At 62.9% G+C, this 20,010-nt stretch carries 19 protein-coding genes and 1 pseudogene; 3 read left to right on the top strand and 17 right to left on the bottom strand.

The annotated features are described in order from the left end of the window. Nucleotides 1–78: 78 nt before the first annotated feature. Nucleotides 79–627 (top strand): NAD(P)H nitroreductase, encoded by a 549-nt coding sequence (locus PG881_RS00460; RefSeq protein ID WP_011707121.1) that lies wholly within the window; start codon nt 79–81, stop codon nt 625–627. 557 nt (nt 628–1,184) lie between these two features. Here the strand turns inward: PG881_RS00460 and PG881_RS00465 are convergent. The 4 genes and pseudogenes from PG881_RS00465 to PG881_RS00480 form a co-directional block, all read right to left on the bottom strand. Further along, on the bottom strand, nt 1,185–1,748 hold the full coding sequence (locus tag PG881_RS00465; RefSeq protein WP_270797732.1) for a sugar O-acetyltransferase: 564 nt from the start codon (nt 1,746–1,748) through the stop codon (nt 1,185–1,187). A gap of 73 nt (nt 1,749–1,821) precedes the next feature. Further along, a pseudogene (locus PG881_RS00470) lies at nt 1,822–2,046 on the bottom strand (NAD(P)-dependent oxidoreductase); the annotation flags it as partial. A gap of 121 nt (nt 2,047–2,167) precedes the next feature. Further along, entirely contained in the window at nt 2,168–3,046 is an 879-nt protein-coding gene (gene prmA / locus PG881_RS00475) for a 50S ribosomal protein L11 methyltransferase (protein WP_270797734.1), read from the bottom strand. Nucleotides 3,047–3,571: 525 nt separating this feature from the next. Next, on the bottom strand, nt 3,572–4,588 hold the full coding sequence (locus PG881_RS00480; RefSeq protein WP_270797735.1) for a zinc-binding alcohol dehydrogenase family protein: 1,017 nt from the start codon (nt 4,586–4,588) through the stop codon (nt 3,572–3,574). A gap of 100 nt (nt 4,589–4,688) precedes the next feature. Here PG881_RS00480 and PG881_RS00485 point away from each other — a divergent pair, with 100 nt between their 5' ends. Continuing rightward, nucleotides 4,689–5,561 carry a LysR family transcriptional regulator gene (locus tag PG881_RS00485; RefSeq protein ID WP_016351752.1) on the top strand — a complete coding sequence of 291 codons (873 nt, stop codon included), beginning with the start codon at nt 4,689–4,691 and terminating at the stop codon, nt 5,559–5,561. Nucleotides 5,562–5,563: 2 nt separating this feature from the next. On the opposite strand, the gene PG881_RS00490 is transcribed toward PG881_RS00485, so the two are convergent. The 7 genes from PG881_RS00490 to acs form a co-directional block, all read right to left on the bottom strand. Continuing rightward, a complete protein-coding gene (locus PG881_RS00490) occupies nt 5,564–6,991 on the bottom strand; it encodes a PTS transporter subunit EIIC (protein WP_106553211.1) in 1,428 nt (475 codons plus the stop codon). 77 nt (nt 6,992–7,068) lie between these two features. Next, entirely contained in the window at nt 7,069–8,547 is a 1,479-nt protein-coding gene (gene panF / locus PG881_RS00495) for a sodium/pantothenate symporter (RefSeq protein ID WP_270797737.1), read from the bottom strand. After that, nucleotides 8,537–8,815 carry a YhdT family protein gene (locus PG881_RS00500; RefSeq protein ID WP_016351749.1) on the bottom strand — a complete coding sequence of 93 codons (279 nt, stop codon included), beginning with the start codon at nt 8,813–8,815 and terminating at the stop codon, nt 8,537–8,539. Before PG881_RS00500 ends, panF begins: the two co-directional genes overlap by 11 nt. A gap of 112 nt (nt 8,816–8,927) precedes the next feature. Further along, a complete protein-coding gene (accC, locus tag PG881_RS00505) occupies nt 8,928–10,268 on the bottom strand; it encodes an acetyl-CoA carboxylase biotin carboxylase subunit (RefSeq protein WP_011707113.1) in 1,341 nt (446 codons plus the stop codon). A gap of 15 nt (nt 10,269–10,283) precedes the next feature. Further along, nucleotides 10,284–10,739 (bottom strand): acetyl-CoA carboxylase biotin carboxyl carrier protein, encoded by a 456-nt coding sequence (gene accB / locus PG881_RS00510; protein ID WP_011707112.1) that lies wholly within the window; start codon nt 10,737–10,739, stop codon nt 10,284–10,286. A 36-nt stretch (nt 10,740–10,775) separates the two neighbouring features. Next, nucleotides 10,776–11,225, bottom strand: coding sequence for a type II 3-dehydroquinate dehydratase (aroQ, locus tag PG881_RS00515; protein ID WP_016351748.1), 450 nt, complete (start codon nt 11,223–11,225; stop codon nt 10,776–10,778). Between the two features lie 266 nt (nt 11,226–11,491). Further along, a complete protein-coding gene (gene acs, locus PG881_RS00520; RefSeq protein ID WP_270797738.1) occupies nt 11,492–13,438 on the bottom strand; it encodes an acetate--CoA ligase in 1,947 nt (648 codons plus the stop codon). Nucleotides 13,439–13,606: 168 nt separating this feature from the next. Here acs and PG881_RS00525 point away from each other — a divergent pair, with 168 nt between their 5' ends. Continuing rightward, nucleotides 13,607–13,903, top strand: a complete 297-nt coding sequence (locus tag PG881_RS00525; RefSeq protein WP_011707109.1) for a hypothetical protein — start codon at nt 13,607–13,609, stop codon at nt 13,901–13,903. 46 nt (nt 13,904–13,949) lie between these two features. Here PG881_RS00525 and PG881_RS00530 read toward each other — a convergent pair whose 3' ends face one another. The 6 genes from PG881_RS00530 to PG881_RS00555 all read right to left on the bottom strand — a co-directional run bounded on the left by PG881_RS00530 (nt 13,950) and on the right by PG881_RS00555 (nt 20,010). Then, the gene (locus tag PG881_RS00530; RefSeq protein ID WP_270797741.1) at nt 13,950–16,400 is read right to left on the bottom strand and encodes a sensor domain-containing protein; all 2,451 of its coding nucleotides are present in this window, start codon (nt 16,398–16,400) and stop codon (nt 13,950–13,952) included. Between the two features lie 105 nt (nt 16,401–16,505). After that, nucleotides 16,506–17,138: a hypothetical protein gene (locus PG881_RS00535; RefSeq protein ID WP_167824887.1), complete on the bottom strand. Its 633-nt coding sequence runs from the start codon at nt 17,136–17,138 to the stop codon at nt 16,506–16,508. Continuing rightward, the gene (locus PG881_RS00540; RefSeq protein WP_270797742.1) at nt 17,128–18,267 is read right to left on the bottom strand and encodes a hypothetical protein; all 1,140 of its coding nucleotides are present in this window, start codon (nt 18,265–18,267) and stop codon (nt 17,128–17,130) included. Before PG881_RS00540 ends, PG881_RS00535 begins: the two co-directional genes overlap by 11 nt. Before the next feature lie 169 nt (nt 18,268–18,436). After that, a complete protein-coding gene (locus PG881_RS00545) occupies nt 18,437–18,805 on the bottom strand; it encodes a hypothetical protein (protein WP_016351742.1) in 369 nt (122 codons plus the stop codon). 7 nt (nt 18,806–18,812) lie between these two features. Then, entirely contained in the window at nt 18,813–19,457 is a 645-nt protein-coding gene (gene torD, locus PG881_RS00550) for a molecular chaperone TorD (protein ID WP_201885492.1), read from the bottom strand. Nucleotides 19,458–19,605: 148 nt separating this feature from the next. Further along, nucleotides 19,606–20,010 (bottom strand): GFA family protein, encoded by a 405-nt coding sequence (locus tag PG881_RS00555; protein ID WP_024944278.1) that lies wholly within the window; start codon nt 20,008–20,010, stop codon nt 19,606–19,608.

Consider the following 20,010-nt stretch of genomic DNA (forward strand, 5'->3'; position numbering starts at 1 on the left):
CCCCTGATGCTCAGGGGTTTTCTTCATCCGGTGCTGTGCTAAGGTAGCGCCATCATAGCCCCTGACAAGGAACTGCCCATGGATGCCCTCCACCTGTTACTGAATCGTCACTCCTGTGGTCGTCTGGCCGAGCCAGCCCCGAGCGGCGAGGTACTCGACAATATCCTCAAGGCCGGGCTGCGGGCGCCGGATCATGGCACCCTGACCCCCTGGCAGTTCATCCTGTTCGAAGGGGAGGGGCGCGAACGGCTCGGCACCCTGCTGGCACAGGCCGCTCGCAGCCGCGGCGAGGATGAGGAGAGCATCAAGAAGTGTCAGGAGGCCCCGCTGCGCGCACCGCTGCTGATCGCGGTGGCAACCCGCTATCAGGAGCACCCCAAGGTGCCGCGGCTGGAGCAGGAGCTCTCCGCCGGCTGCGCCCTGATGGCGATGCAGATGGCGGCCCAGGCCCAGGGCTTCAACGGCATCTGGCGCTCCGGCTGGTTCATTTTCGACGAGCAGATCAATGAAGGGTTGGGACTGACACCGGAGGATCAGCTGGTGGGCTTCCTCTACCTTGGCACCCCCATGCTGGAGGCCCGCAAGCTGCGCGAGCTGCCGGTGAGCGAGTTCGTGCGCCGCTTCTAGTCGGCTTCATTACCGGCAAGGCCCTGACTCGTCAGGGCTTTTTTGTTTCTGGTGGCGGGCTGTACTGATATTTGGAAGATTGCCAAGAGGGCGGCCGTGGCTGGCAGGGAATTTTTTAAATAGTGAGATGCTGTTCTCAATCCTGGTTTATTACGCTATGTAAAACGTTTGCGCCTCGTTAATATCCCTGTGCCAGTTTAGAAGGTGACCCCTTCTAATTTTCTGCGATGAGAGTCGCAATTCCGTAGCACCTTTTTACAGCCCAACGTCTTGATGACATTGGGCTTCATTTTTATGGGCGTTTTTCAGATGCCAATACCCTTAACCGGCAAACCCACCCTTTTACAGGCCATCATGGTCTTGATGATATTGGGCTTTATTTTTATAGGTGCTGTTCAGGCGCCGGTATCCTCAACTCTTTAGGATCGGCAACCCCACCTTTTTACAGGCCATCATGGTCTTGATGGCATTGGATTTCATTTTTATGGGTGTTTTTCAGGTGCCAATCCCCTTAGCCGGCAAACCCACCTTTTACGGGTGGTTCTCGGTATGTGCTGCTAGCTCACCGGCGTCTTGCCTTTGGCGGGCAGCACGCGGGCCGGGTTGCCCACTACCCGTGCGCCGGCCGGCACGTCTTTGGTGACCACGGCTCCGGCGCCCACGATGGCCTCCCGCCCTATGGTGACACCGGGCAGCAGAATGGCGCCGCCGCCAATCCAGACCCTGTCCTCGATGGTGACCGGCAGCGCGGTCTCGACCCCCTGGATCCGTTCATCCGCGTCCAGCGCGTGAGCGGCGGTGTAGATCTGCACGTTCGGCCCAATCATCACCTCGGCGCCGATGCGAATGGGGGCGTTGTCCAGCAGGGTAGCCCCCATGTTGATGTAGCTGCGCTCGCCAAGGTGGATGTGGCGGCCATAGGTGCAATGGAGGGGTGGGCAGATGAAGGCCCCCTGGGCCAGTTCGCCGACGATCTGCTGCAGCAACGCCAGCTGTTCATCCTCCTCGTCGCTGCGATTGAAGCGGCGGTACAGACGGGCCGTCTCCCGGCGCAACAGATCCAGTTCCGGTGCCATGCAGTTGTAAGGCTGGCTGGCGATCATCTTGTCGTACTCGGTCATGGTGGCTCCTGTGGCTTGCCTTGGTGGCGCATGGGGTTCACATGTTAGCGGTCCGGCCGCCGGATAACCGTGATCAGTGGCCCGCTACGGGCAGCATCAGATTGGTCGGCCTGCCCTCGGCAAAGGCAATCAGGTTGTCAAAGGCGGCCTGAAAGTAGAGCCGGTAGCTGTTGCGCTCCACATAGCCGAGATGGGGCGTGGCCAGCACATTGGGCAGGCGCAGCAAAGGCTCGCTTTGCGCCGTGGCCGGCTCTGCGTCGAACACGTCGAGCGCTGCACGCCGGGTGGGGTTGGTTGACGGCACCGGTGAAGAGGCGGCCTGAGCTAGTGGGCTGAAAACAGACGAGGCTCCCGTGTGGGAGCCCCGTTGGGTCGATGACTTAGCCGAGTTTGCGGCAGCCGCCGTGGCTTGTTGCTTATCAGCCGAGTTTGCGGCCGGAGAGCCGGCACCACTCTTCCTTGACGGCGGTCGGGTCCATCTCGAACCACTGGCCGTAGATGGTCTCCAGCTCTGGCGCCTGGCTTTCCAGCACGCCGGAGAGGGCCATCAGGCTACCCGCTTTGCCGTGGCCGGCGATAAGCGGCGCCAGTTCGCGCAGCGGGCCGGCCAGGATGTTGGCGACCACCACGTCCGCTTCGACATCTTGCGGCTGATCGGCCGGCAGGTAGAGCTCGATCTGATCGGCGACGCCATTGCGCTCGGCGTTGTCACGGCTGGCCTGAATCGCCTGCGGATCGATGTCAATGCCGATGACCCGGGCGGCGCCCAGTTTCAGGGCGGCGATGCCGAGGATGCCGGAGCCGCAACCAAAGTCGACCACGGTTTTACCGGCCAGATCCAGCCCGTCCAGCCACTGCAGGCAGAGCGCCGTGGTGGGGTGGGTCCCGGTACCGAAGGCCAGACCCGGGTCCAGCATGACGTTGACCGCATCGGGGTCCGGCACGTCGCGCCAGCTCGGGCAGATCCACAGCCGCTCGCCGAACTGCATGGGGTGGAAGTGATCCATCCACTCGCGCACCCAGTCCTTGTCCTCCAGCTGCTCCACCTTGTAGCCCACGTCTTCACCGAAGATCTGCTGGAAGAAGGCGATGGTGGGGGCCGGATCAGTTTCGGCGTCGAACAGCCCCATTACTTCGGTCTCGCCCCACAACGGGGTTTCGCCCGGCATGGGTTCATAGACGGGCACGTCCTTGGCATCCATAAAGGTCACCGCCTGGGCACCACGCCCCAGCAGCATGTTGCTCACCTTGTCTGCGGTCTTGGCAGTGGCGTTGATTCGAATTTGTATCCAGGGCATGGCGTCGACTCTTCATAAATGTGAAACCGCGGGATTCTATCATCATGGGCGTGTGCTGTCGTGGTTTGCCCATGCAGTGTGGTGGAGGAGGCAGACTTTGCCGAGTTGGCACGGTTCATGTATTCCTCATTGGGTGACGGGAAGCAACCTGTTCCCGCTGAATGCTTTGCTCTAGGAAAGTTCCGTCATCTTTTTCAGCCACCTTCGGGTGGCTTTTTTTTGCCTGCAGGTTGGCCGGGGGCTGCATACCCCGGTGGCAGGGGGCAATGTGGCAAGCAAGCGGGGAGGGGGCGGGATTGGCACACTAGCTGCAAAGATACAGAGGTCCTGCATAAGGATATGTGTGTGATTGTTACCCCAACGTTCAGGTATTTAGGGCCATCCCGGCGGGATGGCCCCTTTTTTTGGCTCTTTTTATGGTGATGCTGCGTGGTGACTGTCTGTTGCCTGATGTGAGCTGTGCAGTGATGGGGCTTGTCACTGGTGAGTTCACCCCATGATGGTGCAGTTTTTACCCATAAGGGATTAGTTGCCGAACTGGCTCATGTCGATCACCAGCTTGCCCACCATGCGGCCGGCTTCCACCTCGGCATGGGCCTGAGCCAGAGTAGTCGGGGTCAGCTCGGCCACCACCTTGCTGAGGGTGGTCTTGACCACGCCCTGGTCCACCAGCGCGGCGACCAGTCCCAGCAGGTTGTGCTGCTCGATCATGTCCGGGGTCTGGAACAGGGAGCGGGTAAACATGAACTCCTGGCTGAAGGTGACGCTCTTGCTCTTGAGCAGGGAGAGGTCCCAGGGCTCGCTCGATTCGGCGATGGTGCAGATATGGCCGAACGGGCTGATGAGGCTGGCCATGGCATCCCAGTGCAGCTCGGTGGCATTGGTGCAGAAGATGGCATCCACCTGATTGATGCCGAGGGCGGTCAACTCCTCCTGCAACTGGTGATGGCTCACCACCTGGTGGGCCCCCATCTGCAGGCACCAGGCCCGGGTCTCGGGGCGCGAGGCGGTGGCGATCACCTCCATGCCGGTGAGCTGGCGGGCCAGCTGGATGGCGATGGAGCCGACCCCGCCGGCGCCGCCGATGATCAGCAGCTTGCCGCGGCTCTCACGGGTGAGGCCCATGCGCTCGAACAGGGTCTCCCAGGCGGTGATGGCGGTGAGCGGCAGGGCCGCGGCTTCCACGTCGCTCAGGCTGGTGGGGGCGAGGGCGACGATGCGCTCATCCACCAGTTGCAGGGCGCTGTTGCTGCCGGGGCGGCTGATGTCGCCGGCATACCAGACCCGGTCGCCCGCCTTGAACAGGGTCACCTCGCGGCCGACGGCGATCACCTCGCCCACGGCGTCCCAGCCCAGCACTCGCGGGCTGCTCTCGACCTTGGCCTTGGGGGCTCGCACCTTGGTGTCGACCGGGTTGATGGAGGTGGCCTTGACCCGCACCAGCAGGTCGCGCGGGCCCGGCGTCGGGTTGGCCAGATTGGCTTCGATGAAGCAGTGGGGGTGATCGCTCGGCAGATAGTGGGTCAGGGCGATGGCTTTCATGGCAGTTCCTTTCAAATCGATTGGATGGGGATTGCCAGCCACTCTAGTCTGGTTGATTATTCAGATTAAGATGGGTAATTGGTAAAGACTGTTTGAATATATGAACAATGTCGAACTGGAGCTGATGGGGCTGTTCGCCACCGTGGTGGAGCAGGGCAGTTTTACCGGCGCGGCCGAGTTGCTCGGCATGCCCAAATCCTCGGTCAGCCAGAAGATCTCGCGGCTCGAGTCCCAGCTCGGGGTGCGCCTGTTGCAGCGCACCACCCGCCGGCTGAGCCTGACCCCGCAGGGGGAGGTCTATGTGGAACAGTGCCGGGCGCTGCTGGCGCTGGCCCGCAGCGCCAATTTGGCGATGGCGCGGCTGCGCGCGGCCCCGGCCGGCCGGGTGCGGATCACCGCACCGGAGGCGACCGGCACCCTGCTGCTCGGCCGGATCCTGGCCGAGTTTCGGGCTCTCTACCCCGAGGTGGTGCTGGAGCTGACCCTCTGCGATGAGCAGCTCGATCTGGTGGGGGAGGGTTACGATCTGGCGCTGCGGGCGGCACCGCTGAAAGATTCTAGCCTGATCTGCCGGCGCATCGGTCAGGTACCTCGGCATCTGGTGGCGGCGCCCGCCTATCTGGCGGCCCACGGCACGCCGCAACAGCTGAGCGAGCTGGGGCGATACGCCTGCCTGGTGCACACGTCGCTGCCGGTGTGGCCGTTGCAGGAGGGAGGCTGGCGGCCGCAGGGGGCTTGTCTGAGCAATAGCTTACTGGCGCTGCGGGAGCTGGCGATCAACGAGGGGGGGATCGCCCTGCTGCCCCATCACGTCTGCGAGGGGGATCTTGCGGCGGGACGCTTGCAGAAGGTGCTGCCGAGTCACCCTATTCCGGCCAACCCCTTCTACCTCATCTATCCGAGCCGGGAGCACCTGGCGCCCGCCCTGCGCAGCCTGATGGACTTTGTGGCCGAGCGGTTGCCGTTTGCCTGAGGCTACCAGCCGCTCTGGCCGGCGGACTCCTGATTGGGCTTGAGGCCGAGCGGCACCGACTGGCGCTCCGCCAGCATGCGGATCTGCCCCTCGATCAGGCTGGCGTTGGGGCCCAGCACCAGCACCAGCTGATGGTCGTTGAGCTGGATCCAGGAGAGGCAGCCCAGCCCCAGTAGGCGGGATTGATCCACCAGCGAGATGTCGCGCACCCGCAGGCTGAGGCGGGTCAGGCAGACGCTCATCGCCTGCAGGTTGTCCATGCCACCCAGCACCTTGAGGTACTGGATCGCCAGCATCTGGGGGTCGGAGGGGGCGACGCTGGCAAGGCGCGGGTGCTCCGGTGCGATGGGCTTGCTCGGCAGGCTGAGGGGCGTGCGCTCCAGCAGCTGATAAAACAGCAAGGTGTAGGCGACGAAGAACAGAATGCCGACCGGAATGAGCCAGAAGCTGTGCTCGCCGGCGTGGTAGCTCAGCACCAGATCCAGCAGGCCGGCGGAGAAGTAGCTGCCCACCTTGATGCCGAGCGCGCTGCAGGTGGCGAGCGACAGGCCGGTCAGCAGGGCGTGGGCCAGAAACAGCCAGGGGGCGGTGAAGGCGAACAGGAACTCGATGGGTTCGGTGATGCCCACCAGCGCCGAGGTGAGCGCCAGGGTGAGCAGCAAGCCCCCCTGCGGCAGCCGCTGCATGCGCTGGCGGTGCAGCCAGATGGCGAAGCAGGCGCCCGGCAGGCCAAACATGATGATGGGATAGAGCCCGGCCACATAGCCTTCGTGCAGCGGCTGGGCGCTGGCCAGTGCCTGCAGGTTGCTCTCCCCCAGCCCGATGAGGCTGCCCAGCACCTGATGCAGGCCGAGCGGGATCAGCAGCCGGTTCAGCACGCCGTAGCAGAAGGCGCCGAACGGGGTGGTGAGCAGCTCGGAGGCGAGCAGGGTGATGCCCTGTTCCAGCAGCGGCCAGAGCAGCGCAAGGGGGAAGGCCAGCAGCAGACAGGTGAACGCCGAGGCGAGCAGGCTGGTGAAGTCGCCGTTGACCAGCCGTAGCCAGTGGGGCATGGGGTGGCGCTTGAGCCAGGGGTAGACGATGGCGGTGGTCAATCCCGCCAGCAGGCCGCAGATCATGTCGCTGTGCAGGCCGGGGGCCAGGGTGCCGAGTGCCGAACTCAGCAGCAGAAAGTTGACCGCGCCGGCCAGTGCCTGGGTGCCTTCACCCTGGCGGCTCAGCCCGAAGGCGATGGCCACCGCATAGATGAGCGGCATCTGGCTGAACAGGGCGCGGCCGGTGAGGGAGAGCACCGCCAGATCCAGCACGTCCGGCTGGCCGAGCCGATAGAGCAGCGCGGCCAGCGGCAGGATGGAGACCGGCAGCAACAGGGCGTAACCGAGTCGCTGCAGGGCTTGGGTCAGGATCTGTCTGGCGTTCTGTACGGGCATAAGGGCACGGTATTTTGTGACATGGCGCACAGTTTACCCGTAAAACACCCATTTTGGGATAGTTTCGGAACCCTTTATTAATCCATCGATGATTGCGGCTCAAACAAGCGCCGCACATTTTGGCTCGGGGCCGGGGTCAGCAGGCTGACCAGCACGAAGGCAATCAGCCCCAGCCCCAGGCTCGGCACGATGGCGTGCAGACCGGCCGGCTTGATCTCCCACTGGCTCAGGATGGCGTAGCAGAGGATGCCACACACCATGCTGGCCAGCGCCCCCGGGCCGTTGGCCCGCGACCAGTAGAGGCCGAGTACCAGCGGCCACAGGAACACCGCCTGCAGGCCGCCGAAGGCGAGCAGATTGAGCCAGATGATCATCTCGGGCGGTTGCAAGGCTGCAAGCAGCACCAGCGTGCCCAGGATCAGGGTACAGAGCAGGGAGAGGCGCGGCACCCGTACCTCCAGCTTCTCCTGGCCAGCCTTCTCCGGACTCAGGTAGTTGAGGTAGAGATCCTTCACCAGGGTGGCGGAGGCCTGGATCAGCTGGGAGTCGATGGTAGACATGATGGCCGCCATGGGCGCCGCCAGAAAGACCCCCGCCAGCCAGGGGGGCAGCACCTCCATCATCAGGGAGGGCATGATCTTGTCCGGGCTGTCCATGCCGGGCAGGATGGCGCGGCCCAGGGCGCCGGCCAGGTGCATGCCGAACATCAGCAAGGCGCTGACGATGGTACCGATGAGGATGCCGCGGTGCAGCGCCTTGCTGTCGCGATAGCCGAAGCAGCGCAGCGCCGAGTGGGGCAGCCCCACCACCCCGATGCAGACCAGCACCCAGAAGCTCAGCATGAAGGGCTGAGTCAGCAGGTCGCCAGCCCCCTGCGGGCTCACCAGCTTGGGATCGATCACCTTGAGCTGGTGGATGAGGTTGGGCAGGCCGTCACCGGCCACCAGAATCCCCGCCAGCAGGGCACCGGTGCCGATCAGCATGATGATCCCCTGCAGCGCATCGGTCATCACCACGGCGCGAAAGCCGCCGATCACCGTGTAGAGCAGCACGCAGCTGGCAAACAGCAGGAGCCCCTGCTGATAGCTGAGGCCGGTGGCGGTCTCCAGCAGACGGGCGCCGCCGATGAACTGCACTACCATGGTGGCGATGAAGGCGAGGATGATGGTGACCGAGCCCAGCACCACCACCGCCTTGCTCTGGTAGCGGGCCCACAGCATGTCGTTGATGGTCACCGCATTGACCCGGCGGGCGATGATGGCGAACTTCTTGCCAAGTACCCCCAGGGTGAGCCAGACGGTGGGCAGCTGGATCATCGCCAGCAGCACCCAGCCCAGCCCGATCTTGTAGGCCGCTCCCGGCCCGCCGATGAAGGAGGAGGCCGAGGTGTAGGTAGCCACCAGGGTCATGGCCAGCACCAGCCCGCCCATGCTGCGGTTGCCGATGAAGTACTCCTGCACGAAGTCACCGCCCACCCGGTGGCGGCTGGCCCAGAAGCCGACTCCCAGCACCAGCACCAGATAGATGCACAGCGGCAGCATCAGCTCAAGATTCATGGGAAGGCTCCTTGGCATCGAGGGGAGGGGAGTCGAGGGGGATGTCCACGAACAGGCGATCCACCATCAGGCCGCACAGCACGATGAACAGCAGCGGCATCAGGATGCAGCTGAGCAGGAACCAGAGCGGCATGTCCCAGCATTCGATCTCTGCGGGGATGAAATAGGCCGTGCCATACCAGGCAAGGAAGTAGAGCAGGGTCAGCAGCAGGCAGAGGGCTGCTTCCCGGCGAGCGAGCGCGAAACGATTCACCTTGGCCTCCGACAATTTTGAGGGGCGCAAGGATAACAAAAAAGGGCCATGTCGCCATGGCCCTTTTTCAACAGAGGCTCCTTGCGGAGCCGACGTCCACCGACATGGCGGTCTTCGTCAAGGATCCTTACAGACCCAGCTTCTTGTGCAGATAGTGGATGTTGGTCCCACCGTGCTGGAAGTTTTCGTCCTTCATGATTTCTTTTTGCAGGGAGACGTTGGTCTTGATCCCTTCCACCACCAGCTCGTCCAGCGCCTGACGCATGCGGGCGATGGCGACGTCGCGGTTTTCACCGTAACAGATCAGCTTGCCGATCATGGAGTCGTAGTAGGGCGGTACCTTGTAGCCGGCGTAGATGTGGGAATCCCAGCGTACGCCCAGACCGCCCGGCGCGTGGAAGCGCTGGATCAGGCCCGGAGACGGCATGAAGGTGGCCGGGTCTTCGGCGTTGATCCGGCATTCGATGGCATGGCCACGGATGCGGATATCCTGCTGGGTGATCGACAGGGGCTGACCGGCGGCGATGCGCAGCTGCTCCTTGATCAGATCCACGCTGGTGACCAGCTCGGTGACCGGGTGCTCAACCTGGATACGGGTGTTCATCTCGATGAAATAGAACTCGCCGTTCTCGTACAGGAACTCGAAGGTGCCCGCACCGCGGTAGCCGATCTCGATACAGGCGCGTACGCAGCGCTCACCGATGAACTTGCGCATCTCTTCGGTGATGCCGGGTGCCGGCGCCTCTTCGACCACCTTCTGGTGGCGACGCTGCATGGAGCAGTCGCGCTCGCCCAGGTAGAGAGCGTTGCCCTGGCCGTCTGCCAACACCTGAATCTCGATGTGGCGCGGGTTCTCCAGGTACTTCTCCATGTAGACCATGTCGTTCTTGAAGAACTGGCCTGCTTCGGATTTGGTCAGCGCGATGGCGGCAGACAGCTCGGCTTCACTGCGCACCACGCGCATGCCGCGACCACCACCGCCACCGGCGGCCTTGATGATCACCGGGTAGCCAATGCGCTTGGCGATGGCGGCGTTGTGCTTGGCGTCGCTGTCGACCGGACCGTCGGAGCCCGGTACGCAGGGCACGCCCGCTTTCTTCATCGCCTCGATGGCGGAGACCTTGTCGCCCATCAGGCGAATGGTCTCGGCGCGCGGGCCGATGAAGATGAAGCCGGATTTCTCGACCACTTCGGCGAAGTCGGCGTTCTCGGAGAGGAAACCGTAACCCGGGTGGATGGCGACGGCACCGGTCACCTCGGCGGCGGCGATGATGGCCGGCACATTGAGGTAGGAGTCGGTACTGGCCGGCTTGCCGATACAGATGGTTTCGTCGGCCAGCAGCACATGTTTGAGCTCCCGGTCGGCGGTGGAGTGAACGGCCACTGTCTTGATCCCGAGCTCTTTACAGGCGCGCAGGATCCGCAGGGCAATTTCACCGCGGTTGGCGATGACTACTTTGTCCAACATGGGTGGCGACTTCCCTTATTCGATGATGAACAGCGGCTCGTCGAATTCGACGGCCTGACCATTTTCAACCAGGATCGCTTTGATCACACCGGCCTTGTCAGACTCGATTTGGTTCATCATTTTCATGGCTTCGACGATGCACAGGGTATCGCCGACATTGACGTGCTGACCGACTTCCACGAACGGCTTGGCTTCCGGGCTGGAGGAGCGGTAGAAGGAGCCAACCATCGGGGAGCGCATCAGGTGACCGCTCGGGATGGCGTCGGCAGCCGGGGCAGCAGCAGCCGGTGCGGCGGCAGGAGCGGCAACCGGGGCGGCAGCTTGTTGCATGATCATCTGCGGAGCAGCGGTCACCTGACCGGAGAAGTTGCGGCTGATGCGAACGGACTCTTCACCTTCGGAGATCTCCAGTTCGGCGATGCCGGACTCTTCAACCAGTTCAATCAGCTTCTTGATTTTGCGGATATCCATTAGCATTCTCTTTCTTCTTTATCTGATCAGTGATTATCAAGCCGCGCGCAACTGGTGCACGGCCGCGGTTAAAGCGAATTGGTAGCCATCGGCCCCCAGCCCACAAATGACCCCCTTGGCGACATCAGACAGATAGGAGTGATGACGGAAGGGTTCCCTGGCATGGACGTTGGACAGGTGAACCTCGATAAAGGGGATGGCCACACCCAGCAGCGCATCGCGGATGGCGACGCTGGTGTGAGTGAAGGCGGCCGGGTTGATGATGATGAAATCCACCTGACCCATGGCCTGGTGGATGCGGCCGACCAACTCATGTTCGGCATTGGATTGCAGGTGTTCCAGTGTGACCCCGAGTTCGCCGGCGTTGTGCGTCAGATCGGCGACGATCTCATCGAGCGTCTTGCTGCCGTAGATGCCCGGTTCCCGTTTGCCCAGCAGGTTCAGGTTCGGCCCGTTGAGCAGGAGAATTCGGTGTTTTTGCGACATATTGAGTACATCCTCGATGATAATGCTGCTATCTGTCAGCCATCTTGTGGACTATCAGAAATCTAGTCATTTTCTGCGCAAATCGGTGTGCACTGGCACACAGATTTCGCAATTATATTGATTTCGTGAAAATTAGCAGCATTTTACTGGTCTAATCTCTACATCTGTCTATTTTTTGCGCTAACCGGTGCGTTGTTGAAACGCTCAGTAGCAAAGACGACAAAGCCGGCTCGAGGCCGGCTTTGGAGGCAGGAACGCAGTCAGGATCAGGCTGCTTCCGACTTCTCGCGGATCAGCTTGTCCACCACGCCCGGATCCGCCAGGGTGGAGATATCCCCCAGGCTATCGGTCTCGCCGGTGGCGATCTTGCGCAAAATTCGCCGCATGATCTTGCCGGAGCGGGTCTTGGGCAGCCCCTCGGCCCAGTGGATCACGTCCGGGGTGGCGATGGCGCCGATCTCCTTGCGAACCCACTCCTTCACCTCCTTGTGCAGCTCGCGGCTCGGCTCCTCGCCGGCGATCAGGGTGACATAGGCGTAGATGCCCTGACCCTTGATCTCGTGTGGCACGCCCACCACCGCCGCTTCGGCGATCTTGGGATGGGAAACCAGCGCGGATTCAATTTCGGCGGTGCCCATGCGGTGACCGGAGACGTTCAGTACATCATCCACCCGTCCGGTGATCCAGTAGTAACCATCCTCGTCGCGACGGGCACCGTCGCCGGTGAAGTAGCGACCGGGGAAGGTGGAGAAATAGGTCTGCTCGAAGCGCTCGTGATCGCCGAACACGGTGCGCATCTGGCCCGGCCAGGAGTCGGTGATCACCAGGTTGCCCTCGGTGGCCCCCTCCAGCGGCTCGCCCATGTTGTCCACCAGTGCCGGCTGCACGCCGAAGAAGGGGCGGGTAGCCGAGCCTGGCTTGAGATCGGTGACGCCGGGCAGCGGGCTGATGAGGATGCCGCCGGTCTCGGTCTGCCACCAGGTATCGACGATGGGGCAGCGCTCTTCACCGATGGTGCGGTAGTACCACTCCCAGGCTTCCGGGTTGATGGGCTCGCCCACCGAACCCATGATGCGCAGGCTCGAACGGGAGGTGTCGGCTACCGCCTCGTTGCCCTTGGCCATCAGCGCGCGGATGGCGGTAGGGGCGGTGTAGAGAATGCTGACCTGGTGCTTGTCCACCACCTGGCTCATGCGGTTGGTGGCCGGGTAGTTGGGCACCCCTTCGAACATGATGGTGGTGGCGCCGTTGGCAAGCGGTCCGTAGACCAGATAGGAGTGGCCGGTGACCCAACCCACGTCGGCGGTACACCAGTAGATGTCCTCTTCGTGGTAGTCGAAGATGTACTTGAAGGTGAGAGTGGCATAGACCAGATAGCCGCCGGTGGTGTGCAGCACTCCCTTGGGTTTGCCGGTGGAGCCGGAGGTGTAGAGGATGAAGAGCGGATCTTCGGCCCCCATCGCCTCGGGCGGGCAGTCGGTGCTGACGGTGGCGACGGCGTCGTGCCACCAGATGTCCCTGTGGTTGTGCCAGGCGATGTTGCCGCCGGTACGCTTGAGCACGATCACCTTGTTGACCTTGGTCTCCGGGTTGGTGAGCGCTTCATCCACGTTCTTCTTGAGCGGCACCGGGCGGCCGCCGCGCAGCCCTTCATCGGCGGTGATGACGATGGAAGAGCCGGAGTCGATGATGCGACCGGCCAGGGCTTCCGGCGAGAAACCGCCGAAGACGATGCTGTGCACCGCACCGATGCGGGTACAGGCCAGCATGGCGATGGCGGCTTCCGGCACCATGGGCATGTAGAGGCAGACCACGTCGCCGCGATGCACTCCCTGCGCCTTCAAGACGTTGGCAAACTTGCACACCTCGGTGTGCAGCTCGCGGTAGGTGAGCTTGCGATCTTCGGCCGGGTTGTCCCCTTCCCAGATGATGGCGACCTTGTCGCCGCGCTGGGCCAGATGGCGGTCCAGACAGTTGGCAGAGACGTTGAGCAGGCCGTCTTCATACCATTTGATGGAGACGTGGCCCGGATCATAGGAGGTGTTCTTGACCCTGGTGTAGGGCTTCATCCAGTCGAGGATCTTGCCCTGCTCGCCCCAGAAGGCATCCGGATCCTGCACCGAGGCCCGGTACATGGCTTCATAGCCTGCCTTGTCCAGCAGGGCGCCGTTGCTGATGTGGGCTTTGACCGGGTAGACCTTGCTCTCGCTCATGTGTCACTCCTTTGAATACATTCTTGTAATGATTAGGTAACAACTTATACCTTTGGCGGGGGAGGGCAATTAGACTTTTGGATAGATGGCAACATCCGCTTACAGTCGAGCCGATGACAATTCATCGCTGATTGGGTAAAACGTCGTTTTATCGACGGAGATAGTCCCATGTTGACCCTGCTATTGTGCTCCTCCCTCTGGCAGTTCGAGGCCCCGCAGGCCACCGATGAGGCCGCATTGGCCGCCCCCCATGCCAACGGCCTTGCACTGACACCGGCACAGCCCGCTTCGCCATCCCTGCGGGACCACATCAGCGGTCAGTTGAGCGAGGCCTGGCTGGCGCGCAAGCCGTCGGTGTCCGTCACCCTTGAAGAGAAAAAATCCTCCTATCCGCAGGACTCGTTGCTGGAAGAGTCACGCCGGCAGCAGGACGAAGGGTGGGATGCCAGGCTGACATTCAACTGATGAGCGTCACCTGCGCCGCTGGCGCGGCGCTGATCCCGGCACACCGCTAGCACCAGGCGCCCTTGCGCGAGCCCAACTGCTCGGCCAGATGGGGCTCGGCCAGCGGGTGGCTGAACAGATAACCCTGCCCCTCCTGGCAGTGCAGTGATTGCAGAAACTGGCGCTGGGCCTGGGTCTCGATCCCTTCGGCGGTGACCACCATGCCCAGGCTGTCGGCCAGGTTGATGATGGTGCGGCACAGCTCCCGGCTGTGTTTGTCATCGGGCAGTGCCTGCACGAAGGTGCGGTCAATCTTGATGCGATCGATGGGCAGGCTCTTGAGCAGGCTCAGGGATGAGAAGCCGGTGCCGAAGTCGTCGATGGCGATCTGTACCCCCAGCGCCTTCAGGCGTCTGAACAACTGCAGGCTCTGATCGACCCGCTGGATGATGCTCTCGGTGACTTCTATCTCCAGCTTCTCTGGCGGAAAGCCGGTCTCGGTCAGGATGGCGGCGACCCGCTCCACGTAACCTGCCGAGCGCATCTCCCGCACCGATACATTGATCGACAGCCTGGGTACCGCCAGTCCGGCGGCCAGCCACGCCTGTCCCTGCCGGCAGGCGGTGCGCATGACCCATTCGCCGATCTGCTCGATGAGCCCGCACTCCTCGGCCACCGGGATGAAACGGGTGGGCCCTATCATGCCCTCGCTGGGGTGCTGCCAGCGCAGCAGGGCCTCCAGCCCGCTCATGCGGTTGCTGGCGAGCTCCGTCATGGGTTGATAGAGGACGCAGAGCTGATGCTGCTCGATGGCCTTGAACAGTCCCTGCTCCATGCTCATTCGCTCCTTGGTCTGCTCGGTCATGTCCGGGGTATAGAATAGATAGCCGTTGCGGCCCCGGTTCTTGGCCTCGTACATGGCGCTGTCGGCGGCGCTGACCAGGGTATCCGGGCTGGTGGCGTGTTCCGGATAGAGGGCGATACCGATGCTGGCGGAGACGGCCACCCGCTCGTGGCCGAGTTCGACCGGCTCGCGCAGGCTGGCCAGCAGTTGCTCGGCGAGTCGCTCCAGCTCCTGTGGCCGTTCAAAGAAGGGGATCAGCACCAGGAATTCATCGCCACCGAGCCGGGCGGCCACGTCGTTGTGGCGCAGGACGCGGCGGATCCGCTCGGCCAGCAGCTTGAGCAGTTCATCGCCGGCGCGATGGCCCAGGGTGTCGTTGATCAGCTTGAAGCCGTCCAGATCGATGAACAGCAGGGCCAGTTGCTGGTGGTTGAGCTGGGCGGTCTTGAGTTCCAGCTCCAGCCGCTCCTGCAGCAGGTTGCGGTTGCCGAGCTCGGTCAGCGGATCGTGATAGGCGAGGTGGTTGAGCTGTGCTTCGGCCTTGCGAATGGCGCTGATGTCGGAGAAGGCGATGACGTAGTTGGTGGTGTTGTGGCGACTGTCGTGCACGGCGCTGACATGCTGCCAGGAGGTGAAGTAGCCGCCATCCTTGCGCAGACACATCATCTCGCCATGCCAGGCGTGACTGCCGGGCAGCAGGGTATGCCAGGGATAATCGATGTCGGTGTGACGGCGCGGATGCATGATGGCCTCCGGCGACTTGCCCACGATCTCCGCCTCTTCATATTGAGTCATGCTGGAAAAGGCCGGGTTGACCGAGATGATCTGGCGCTGGCCATCCATGATGATGATGCCTTCGGCGGCGGTCTCGAATACCACGTTGGCCTGGCGCAGCTTGTCCTCCTGGTTGCAGCGACTGGTGGCATCGTGGATCACCCCGGTGATGCGCCGCCCCTGATGGTCGGTGGCCGCCACGTGATCGGCGTGAATGTCGACCCAGCCCCGCAACTGATCCGGCCCGAGATAGCCGAGGGTGAGGTGAATGGGGGCCGTGCCGTTGACCGCCGCCCTGAACTGCTCGCCAGAGAGCGGATCGAAGCGCTTGATGAACTGCTCCATCCCCCCCTGGAACTGGCTGGCCGTGGTGCCGAGCAGGCGCTCGACCTGGCCGTCAAACTGCAGCCTGTCCTCCGTCACATGCCACTCCCACACCCCGATCTGGCCGGCACTCATGGCCAGTTGCAGTCGCTGCTGTGCTTCGACCTGCTCGGTGACGTCCCGCACTATGGTGAGGATGCGGTCGGGCACCCCCTGTTCGTCCAGCATGGGGCTGTAAATCGCCTGCCAGTGGCGCTGCCGACCCTGATGGGCCGCGGTATGGCCGCTCAGGTTCAGCTCGACCCGGGGGACACCGCTGCTGATGATCTGCTGGAACAGGGGTTCCAGCACCGGAGCCAGCGTAGGTACGATTTCGCGCAGATATCTGCCGTAGTGCTCTTCTCGGGAGAGGCCGTTGAGATCGGCCAGGGTCTGGTTGACGCTGCGGCAGCGAAAGTGGCGGTCAAACACGCCTATGCCAAACGGGGCCAGTTCGAACAGCTGCTGCAGCTCGTTCATGTTCAATTGCCCCGCCAGCGGTGGATCCGGCATGGCATTGAAAGTCTCTTCGCCCATCGCGCGCTCCTGAATTGACTTCTTTGTCATTTAAGCTGCTGTCAGTATGGCATGAAGCATTCTGGAGGGAAGGGAGGGGGCGTCATTCGCCCCCTTTTTGCGGTGTTACCAGCTGAAGTGATAGCTCAGGGTCAGGTTGATCATCGGTTGCCAGTCGTGATCCTTGATGAGCCACTGCTTGGCGCCGAACTCGGTGCCAAGGCGCCACTGCTGCCAGCGCCAGCTGCGTTCCAGCGTGACTCCCCAGTCCCGCAGGCCCTCGTCTGCCCCATAGGCGGCCATGTGGGCCTGGCTGCCCCGGGTCAGCCAGAGGTTGAGGGAGATCTCGGCCGGCAGCGGCAGGCTGTGCTCCATGTACCAGAGCTGGCCATAACGGCCGCTGACGTCATAGAGCTGGCCCAGGGTGAGCTGGTGATCGTCGTCCAGTTGCCAGCCGAGGCGCCAGAAGGCGCTGAAGCGGTTGCGATCGACCACCTGCATGGGGGCGACGCCGACGGCGAAGAAGCTCTTTTTATAGAGCGGCAAGGCCAGCCCGGCGCTCTGACCATCGGCGAAGAGCAGGCCGACCTGGGTTTCCCGCTCATAGGCGAGCCAGAACTGCATGCTGGCATCGGCGCGGACCCCCGCCTGATTGCTGCCAAGCTGCCATTGACCGCCCAGCTGCCACTGGTTGTCCGGCTCTTTGGCCGACAGGGGCAGGGTCAGGAACAGCAGTGGCAGCCAGCACTTATTTGCCATAGAGCCGCGCCCAGTCACGGTCCTGATGCATGCCCATCAGGTGGCAGATGATGCCGGAGCGCTGGAAGGCGTAGATGAGCAGCACGCTGGTGGCGCTGAGTGCCATGATGAGGCCGAAGTTGTTGGGCAAGATGGTGCCCTGACGGGCGGTCCACCACAGCAAGAGCGGGCCCCACAGGTGCACGAAGATGCTCTTGTGGAAGATGAAGACGGTCAGCGAGTACATGCCGATCCAGTTGAGCGGGCGCCAGCACAGCCGGATGTTGCGCTGATGCAGCCAGAGCACGGCCCCGATCACCAGAAACTCCATGCCCCAGATGCCGGCGCGGCCGACCATGTCCATCGCCAGTTCGTGCTCGTTGGCGTAGATGTCGCTGAGCTCGACCGTGCTGGTCTCGCCGAGCATGAGATAGACGGCCAGCGCCAGCAGCGAGAGCGTCAGCACCAGGGCGTTGAGGCGGTCCCGCCATTGGGGCCGCTGATGCCAGCACCAGCCATAGAGGAAGCCGAAGCAGCCGCTGGCCATGAAGAGGTCGAGGCGGGCATCCAGCTCGTAGTCGGGGTGCACGTGCAGTTTCATCCAGCCGTCGATGTGACCGAGCAGCTCCTGCACGCCGAGCTGATCCAGCAGCAGGCTGAGCAGGGTCAGCAGCAGCATGCCGCGAATGCCGAACCAGGCGTAGACCAGCGAGAAGAGCGCCAGCAGGCACATCCACAGCATCACCGGGTAGAACGAGATGGCCTCGCCGAAGTTGGGGGCGATCACCAGCCCTTCCACATAGAGCACCAGAATGATGCTGGCGAACAGCACCAGCTTGCCGCCCAGCTGCGGTCTGAAACTGGCCTGATCGCGGCGGCTGAGGTTGAAGGCGGCCAGTGCCAGGTAGATCTGGCTGACCCAGGGAATGAGCCAGGCCGAGACCTGGGCCGTGGTGTGATCCATGGGCAGCAGCTGGCCGGCCATCGCCTTGTGCGACAGATAGAAGCTGTCCCACAGGGCGTGTTCCCGGTTGAAGAAGTCGATGTACCAGTAGTTGAGGTAGCCGGTGTAGTGCTCGAAGACGGCCATGAAGATGACGAGCCCTCGCAACAGGTCGAGACCAGTGATGCGTGCATCCTGTGGAGGCATGCTGATGCTCCTGCATTGGTTGGAAAAGGAGCGGCACTATAACGGTTGCGGCGAAACTGAACGGGAGCTGAATGTAAGCGAATGTTACCAGCAATTGAGGGCCTGCCCTTGTGACAAGGGCGGATGGGCGGATCGGGCTGTCATGATTTGTAATAGTTTTGGCGGTTTATCAGCCTTTCTGGCGGCCGAAGGCCTGGATGCCGCGCACCAGCACCAGCAGGCCGAGCCCGTGAAACGGCAGCGCCAGGGCGAGCAGCAGCAGCCAGTGGGCCTCGCTGCCGCTGCTGTTGATGAAGTCGACCCAGGCGGCCAGCAGGGCCAGCATGCCCGCGATCTGGAAGCGGCGGCGCAGCACCACCTCCACCCCGAGATTGGCGAGGTAGAGGGTCAGCAGGATGCCGGCGAAACCGGTGAGCTGGGCGGTGCCGTAGAGGACGCGGTCCGGGTTGAACAGCAGGGTCACGAGGGGGGTAAGGCCCTGATCCAGCGGGATCAGGGCCAGCAGCCAGCAGGCGATCAGCAGCAGGGCCGTCTTCATGTCGAACTCAGTCGGCGGCTGGCGCCGGTTTGACCAGGCTGAGGTAGTTGGCATCCATGGTGAGGAAGACCCCCAGCAGGCGGGCGCTGGCGCCGTAGAAGCCAAACGGATCGGCGGCGCGGCAGGCTCGCTCGAAATGCGGGAACCAGGCCAGCAGATGGCCGTGCAGCAAGGCTTCCTGCTCGCCGAGCCACTGTTCGCGCAGGTCGGCGCTGGCGGCTTCGGCGGCGCGGATGATGAGATTGCCCATCAGATCCAGTTCAACCCCCAGATGATCGACCGGTTGTTGGTATTTGGCGCTGACATCGATATTGATCCGGCTCAGCCGCGCCTGCATGCGCTCGAGCGCAGCGGCGTCCTGGTGGGCGGATTCATGGGGAGAGACGGCGTCGTTGGCCAGGAACAGCTCATGGAAGTCGCCGGCCAGCGCGTTGGCCCGCTCGGGGCGCACCAGCAGGCGGGCGATGGCGTCATTGAGCTCGGCCACGGCCGGGCGCATCGGATCGAGCGTGGAGAGGCTCTTCAGGAAGCTTCGCACATCATAGCTGTCGTATTCGGCGATCTGTTCGTCGCTGAGCTGGGCGGTAAACAGAGTGGCAAACCACCAGTAAAGTTCGGCCCGACGTTCGCTAGTGGCCAGAAATTCCTGCATTTTTCCTCCGTGGATGGCAAGCGGGAAGCAGACTGAGCCCGATTCTAACGGCTTTGGCAGAAAAGTTAACCCATAGGTGACAATCCGCCGAACAAGTCGGGAAAAACGCCGCCAGAGGCGGCCTTTTCAGGGCATGTCGGCGACGGTGTCAGGCGGTGGGGCGAGTCTCGAACTGCGGCAGCTCATCGGTGATCTCGTGCCAGGGAGCCTTGGAGCCGACGAAAATGTGAAAGCCGGGCCGCTGGCTCGGCGCCGTATCGAGAATGCCGAGGCGCAGGTTCAGCTTGCCGCTGCTGCGCTTCTCGCTGAACAGGCTGGAGCCGCAGTGGCGGCAGAAGGCGAGGGTGGTCTCGGGGGATTTCTGGAAGCGGCTGATGGCCTCCTCTCCTCGAGTGATGGTGACGAGCGCGCCATCCAGGCCGCCCACCGGAGCGTAATCGGCGCCGGAAAATTTGCGGCACTCGGAACAGTGGCAGTTGCCCAGATAGTCGAAGCGGTCGGGCAGGCTCAGGGCGACGGCGCCGCACAGGCAGCTGGCGGTCAATGATGTCAT

The organism is Aeromonas sp. QDB54 (genome assembly GCF_027707385.1).
GTDB lineage: Bacteria > Pseudomonadota > Gammaproteobacteria > Enterobacterales > Aeromonadaceae > Aeromonas > Aeromonas hydrophila.

Excerpts from the sequence above, each read along its gene's own strand:
- acs (WP_270797738.1), bottom strand. The coding sequence starts at position 13,438 with ATGAGCGAGAGCAAGGTCTACCCGGTCAAAGCCCACATCAGCAACGGC.
- PG881_RS00535 (WP_167824887.1), bottom strand. The coding sequence starts at position 17,138 with ATGGCAAATAAGTGCTGGCTGCCACTGCTGTTCCTGACCCTGCCCCTG.
- PG881_RS00490 (WP_106553211.1), bottom strand. The coding sequence starts at position 6,991 with ATGCCCGTACAGAACGCCAGACAGATCCTGACCCAAGCCCTGCAGCGA.
- PG881_RS00555 (WP_024944278.1), bottom strand. The coding sequence starts at position 20,010 with ATGACATCATTGACCGCCAGCTGCCTGTGCGGCGCCGTCGCCCTGAGC.
- accB (WP_011707112.1), bottom strand. The coding sequence starts at position 10,739 with ATGGATATCCGCAAAATCAAGAAGCTGATTGAACTGGTTGAAGAGTCC.
- PG881_RS00525 (WP_011707109.1), top strand. The coding sequence starts at position 13,607 with ATGTTGACCCTGCTATTGTGCTCCTCCCTCTGGCAGTTCGAGGCCCCG.
- PG881_RS00530 (WP_270797741.1), bottom strand. The coding sequence starts at position 16,400 with ATGGGCGAAGAGACTTTCAATGCCATGCCGGATCCACCGCTGGCGGGG.
- PG881_RS00485 (WP_016351752.1), top strand. The coding sequence starts at position 4,689 with ATGAACAATGTCGAACTGGAGCTGATGGGGCTGTTCGCCACCGTGGTG.
- aroQ (WP_016351748.1), bottom strand. The coding sequence starts at position 11,225 with ATGTCGCAAAAACACCGAATTCTCCTGCTCAACGGGCCGAACCTGAAC.
- PG881_RS00460 (WP_011707121.1), top strand. The coding sequence starts at position 79 with ATGGATGCCCTCCACCTGTTACTGAATCGTCACTCCTGTGGTCGTCTG.
- PG881_RS00545 (WP_016351742.1), bottom strand. The coding sequence starts at position 18,805 with ATGAAGACGGCCCTGCTGCTGATCGCCTGCTGGCTGCTGGCCCTGATC.
- PG881_RS00480 (WP_270797735.1), bottom strand. The coding sequence starts at position 4,588 with ATGAAAGCCATCGCCCTGACCCACTATCTGCCGAGCGATCACCCCCAC.
- PG881_RS00540 (WP_270797742.1), bottom strand. The coding sequence starts at position 18,267 with ATGCCTCCACAGGATGCACGCATCACTGGTCTCGACCTGTTGCGAGGG.
- torD (WP_201885492.1), bottom strand. The coding sequence starts at position 19,457 with ATGCAGGAATTTCTGGCCACTAGCGAACGTCGGGCCGAACTTTACTGG.
- panF (WP_270797737.1), bottom strand. The coding sequence starts at position 8,547 with ATGAATCTTGAGCTGATGCTGCCGCTGTGCATCTATCTGGTGCTGGTG.
- prmA (WP_270797734.1), bottom strand. The coding sequence starts at position 3,046 with ATGCCCTGGATACAAATTCGAATCAACGCCACTGCCAAGACCGCAGAC.
- PG881_RS00465 (WP_270797732.1), bottom strand. The coding sequence starts at position 1,748 with ATGACCGAGTACGACAAGATGATCGCCAGCCAGCCTTACAACTGCATG.
- accC (WP_011707113.1), bottom strand. The coding sequence starts at position 10,268 with ATGTTGGACAAAGTAGTCATCGCCAACCGCGGTGAAATTGCCCTGCGG.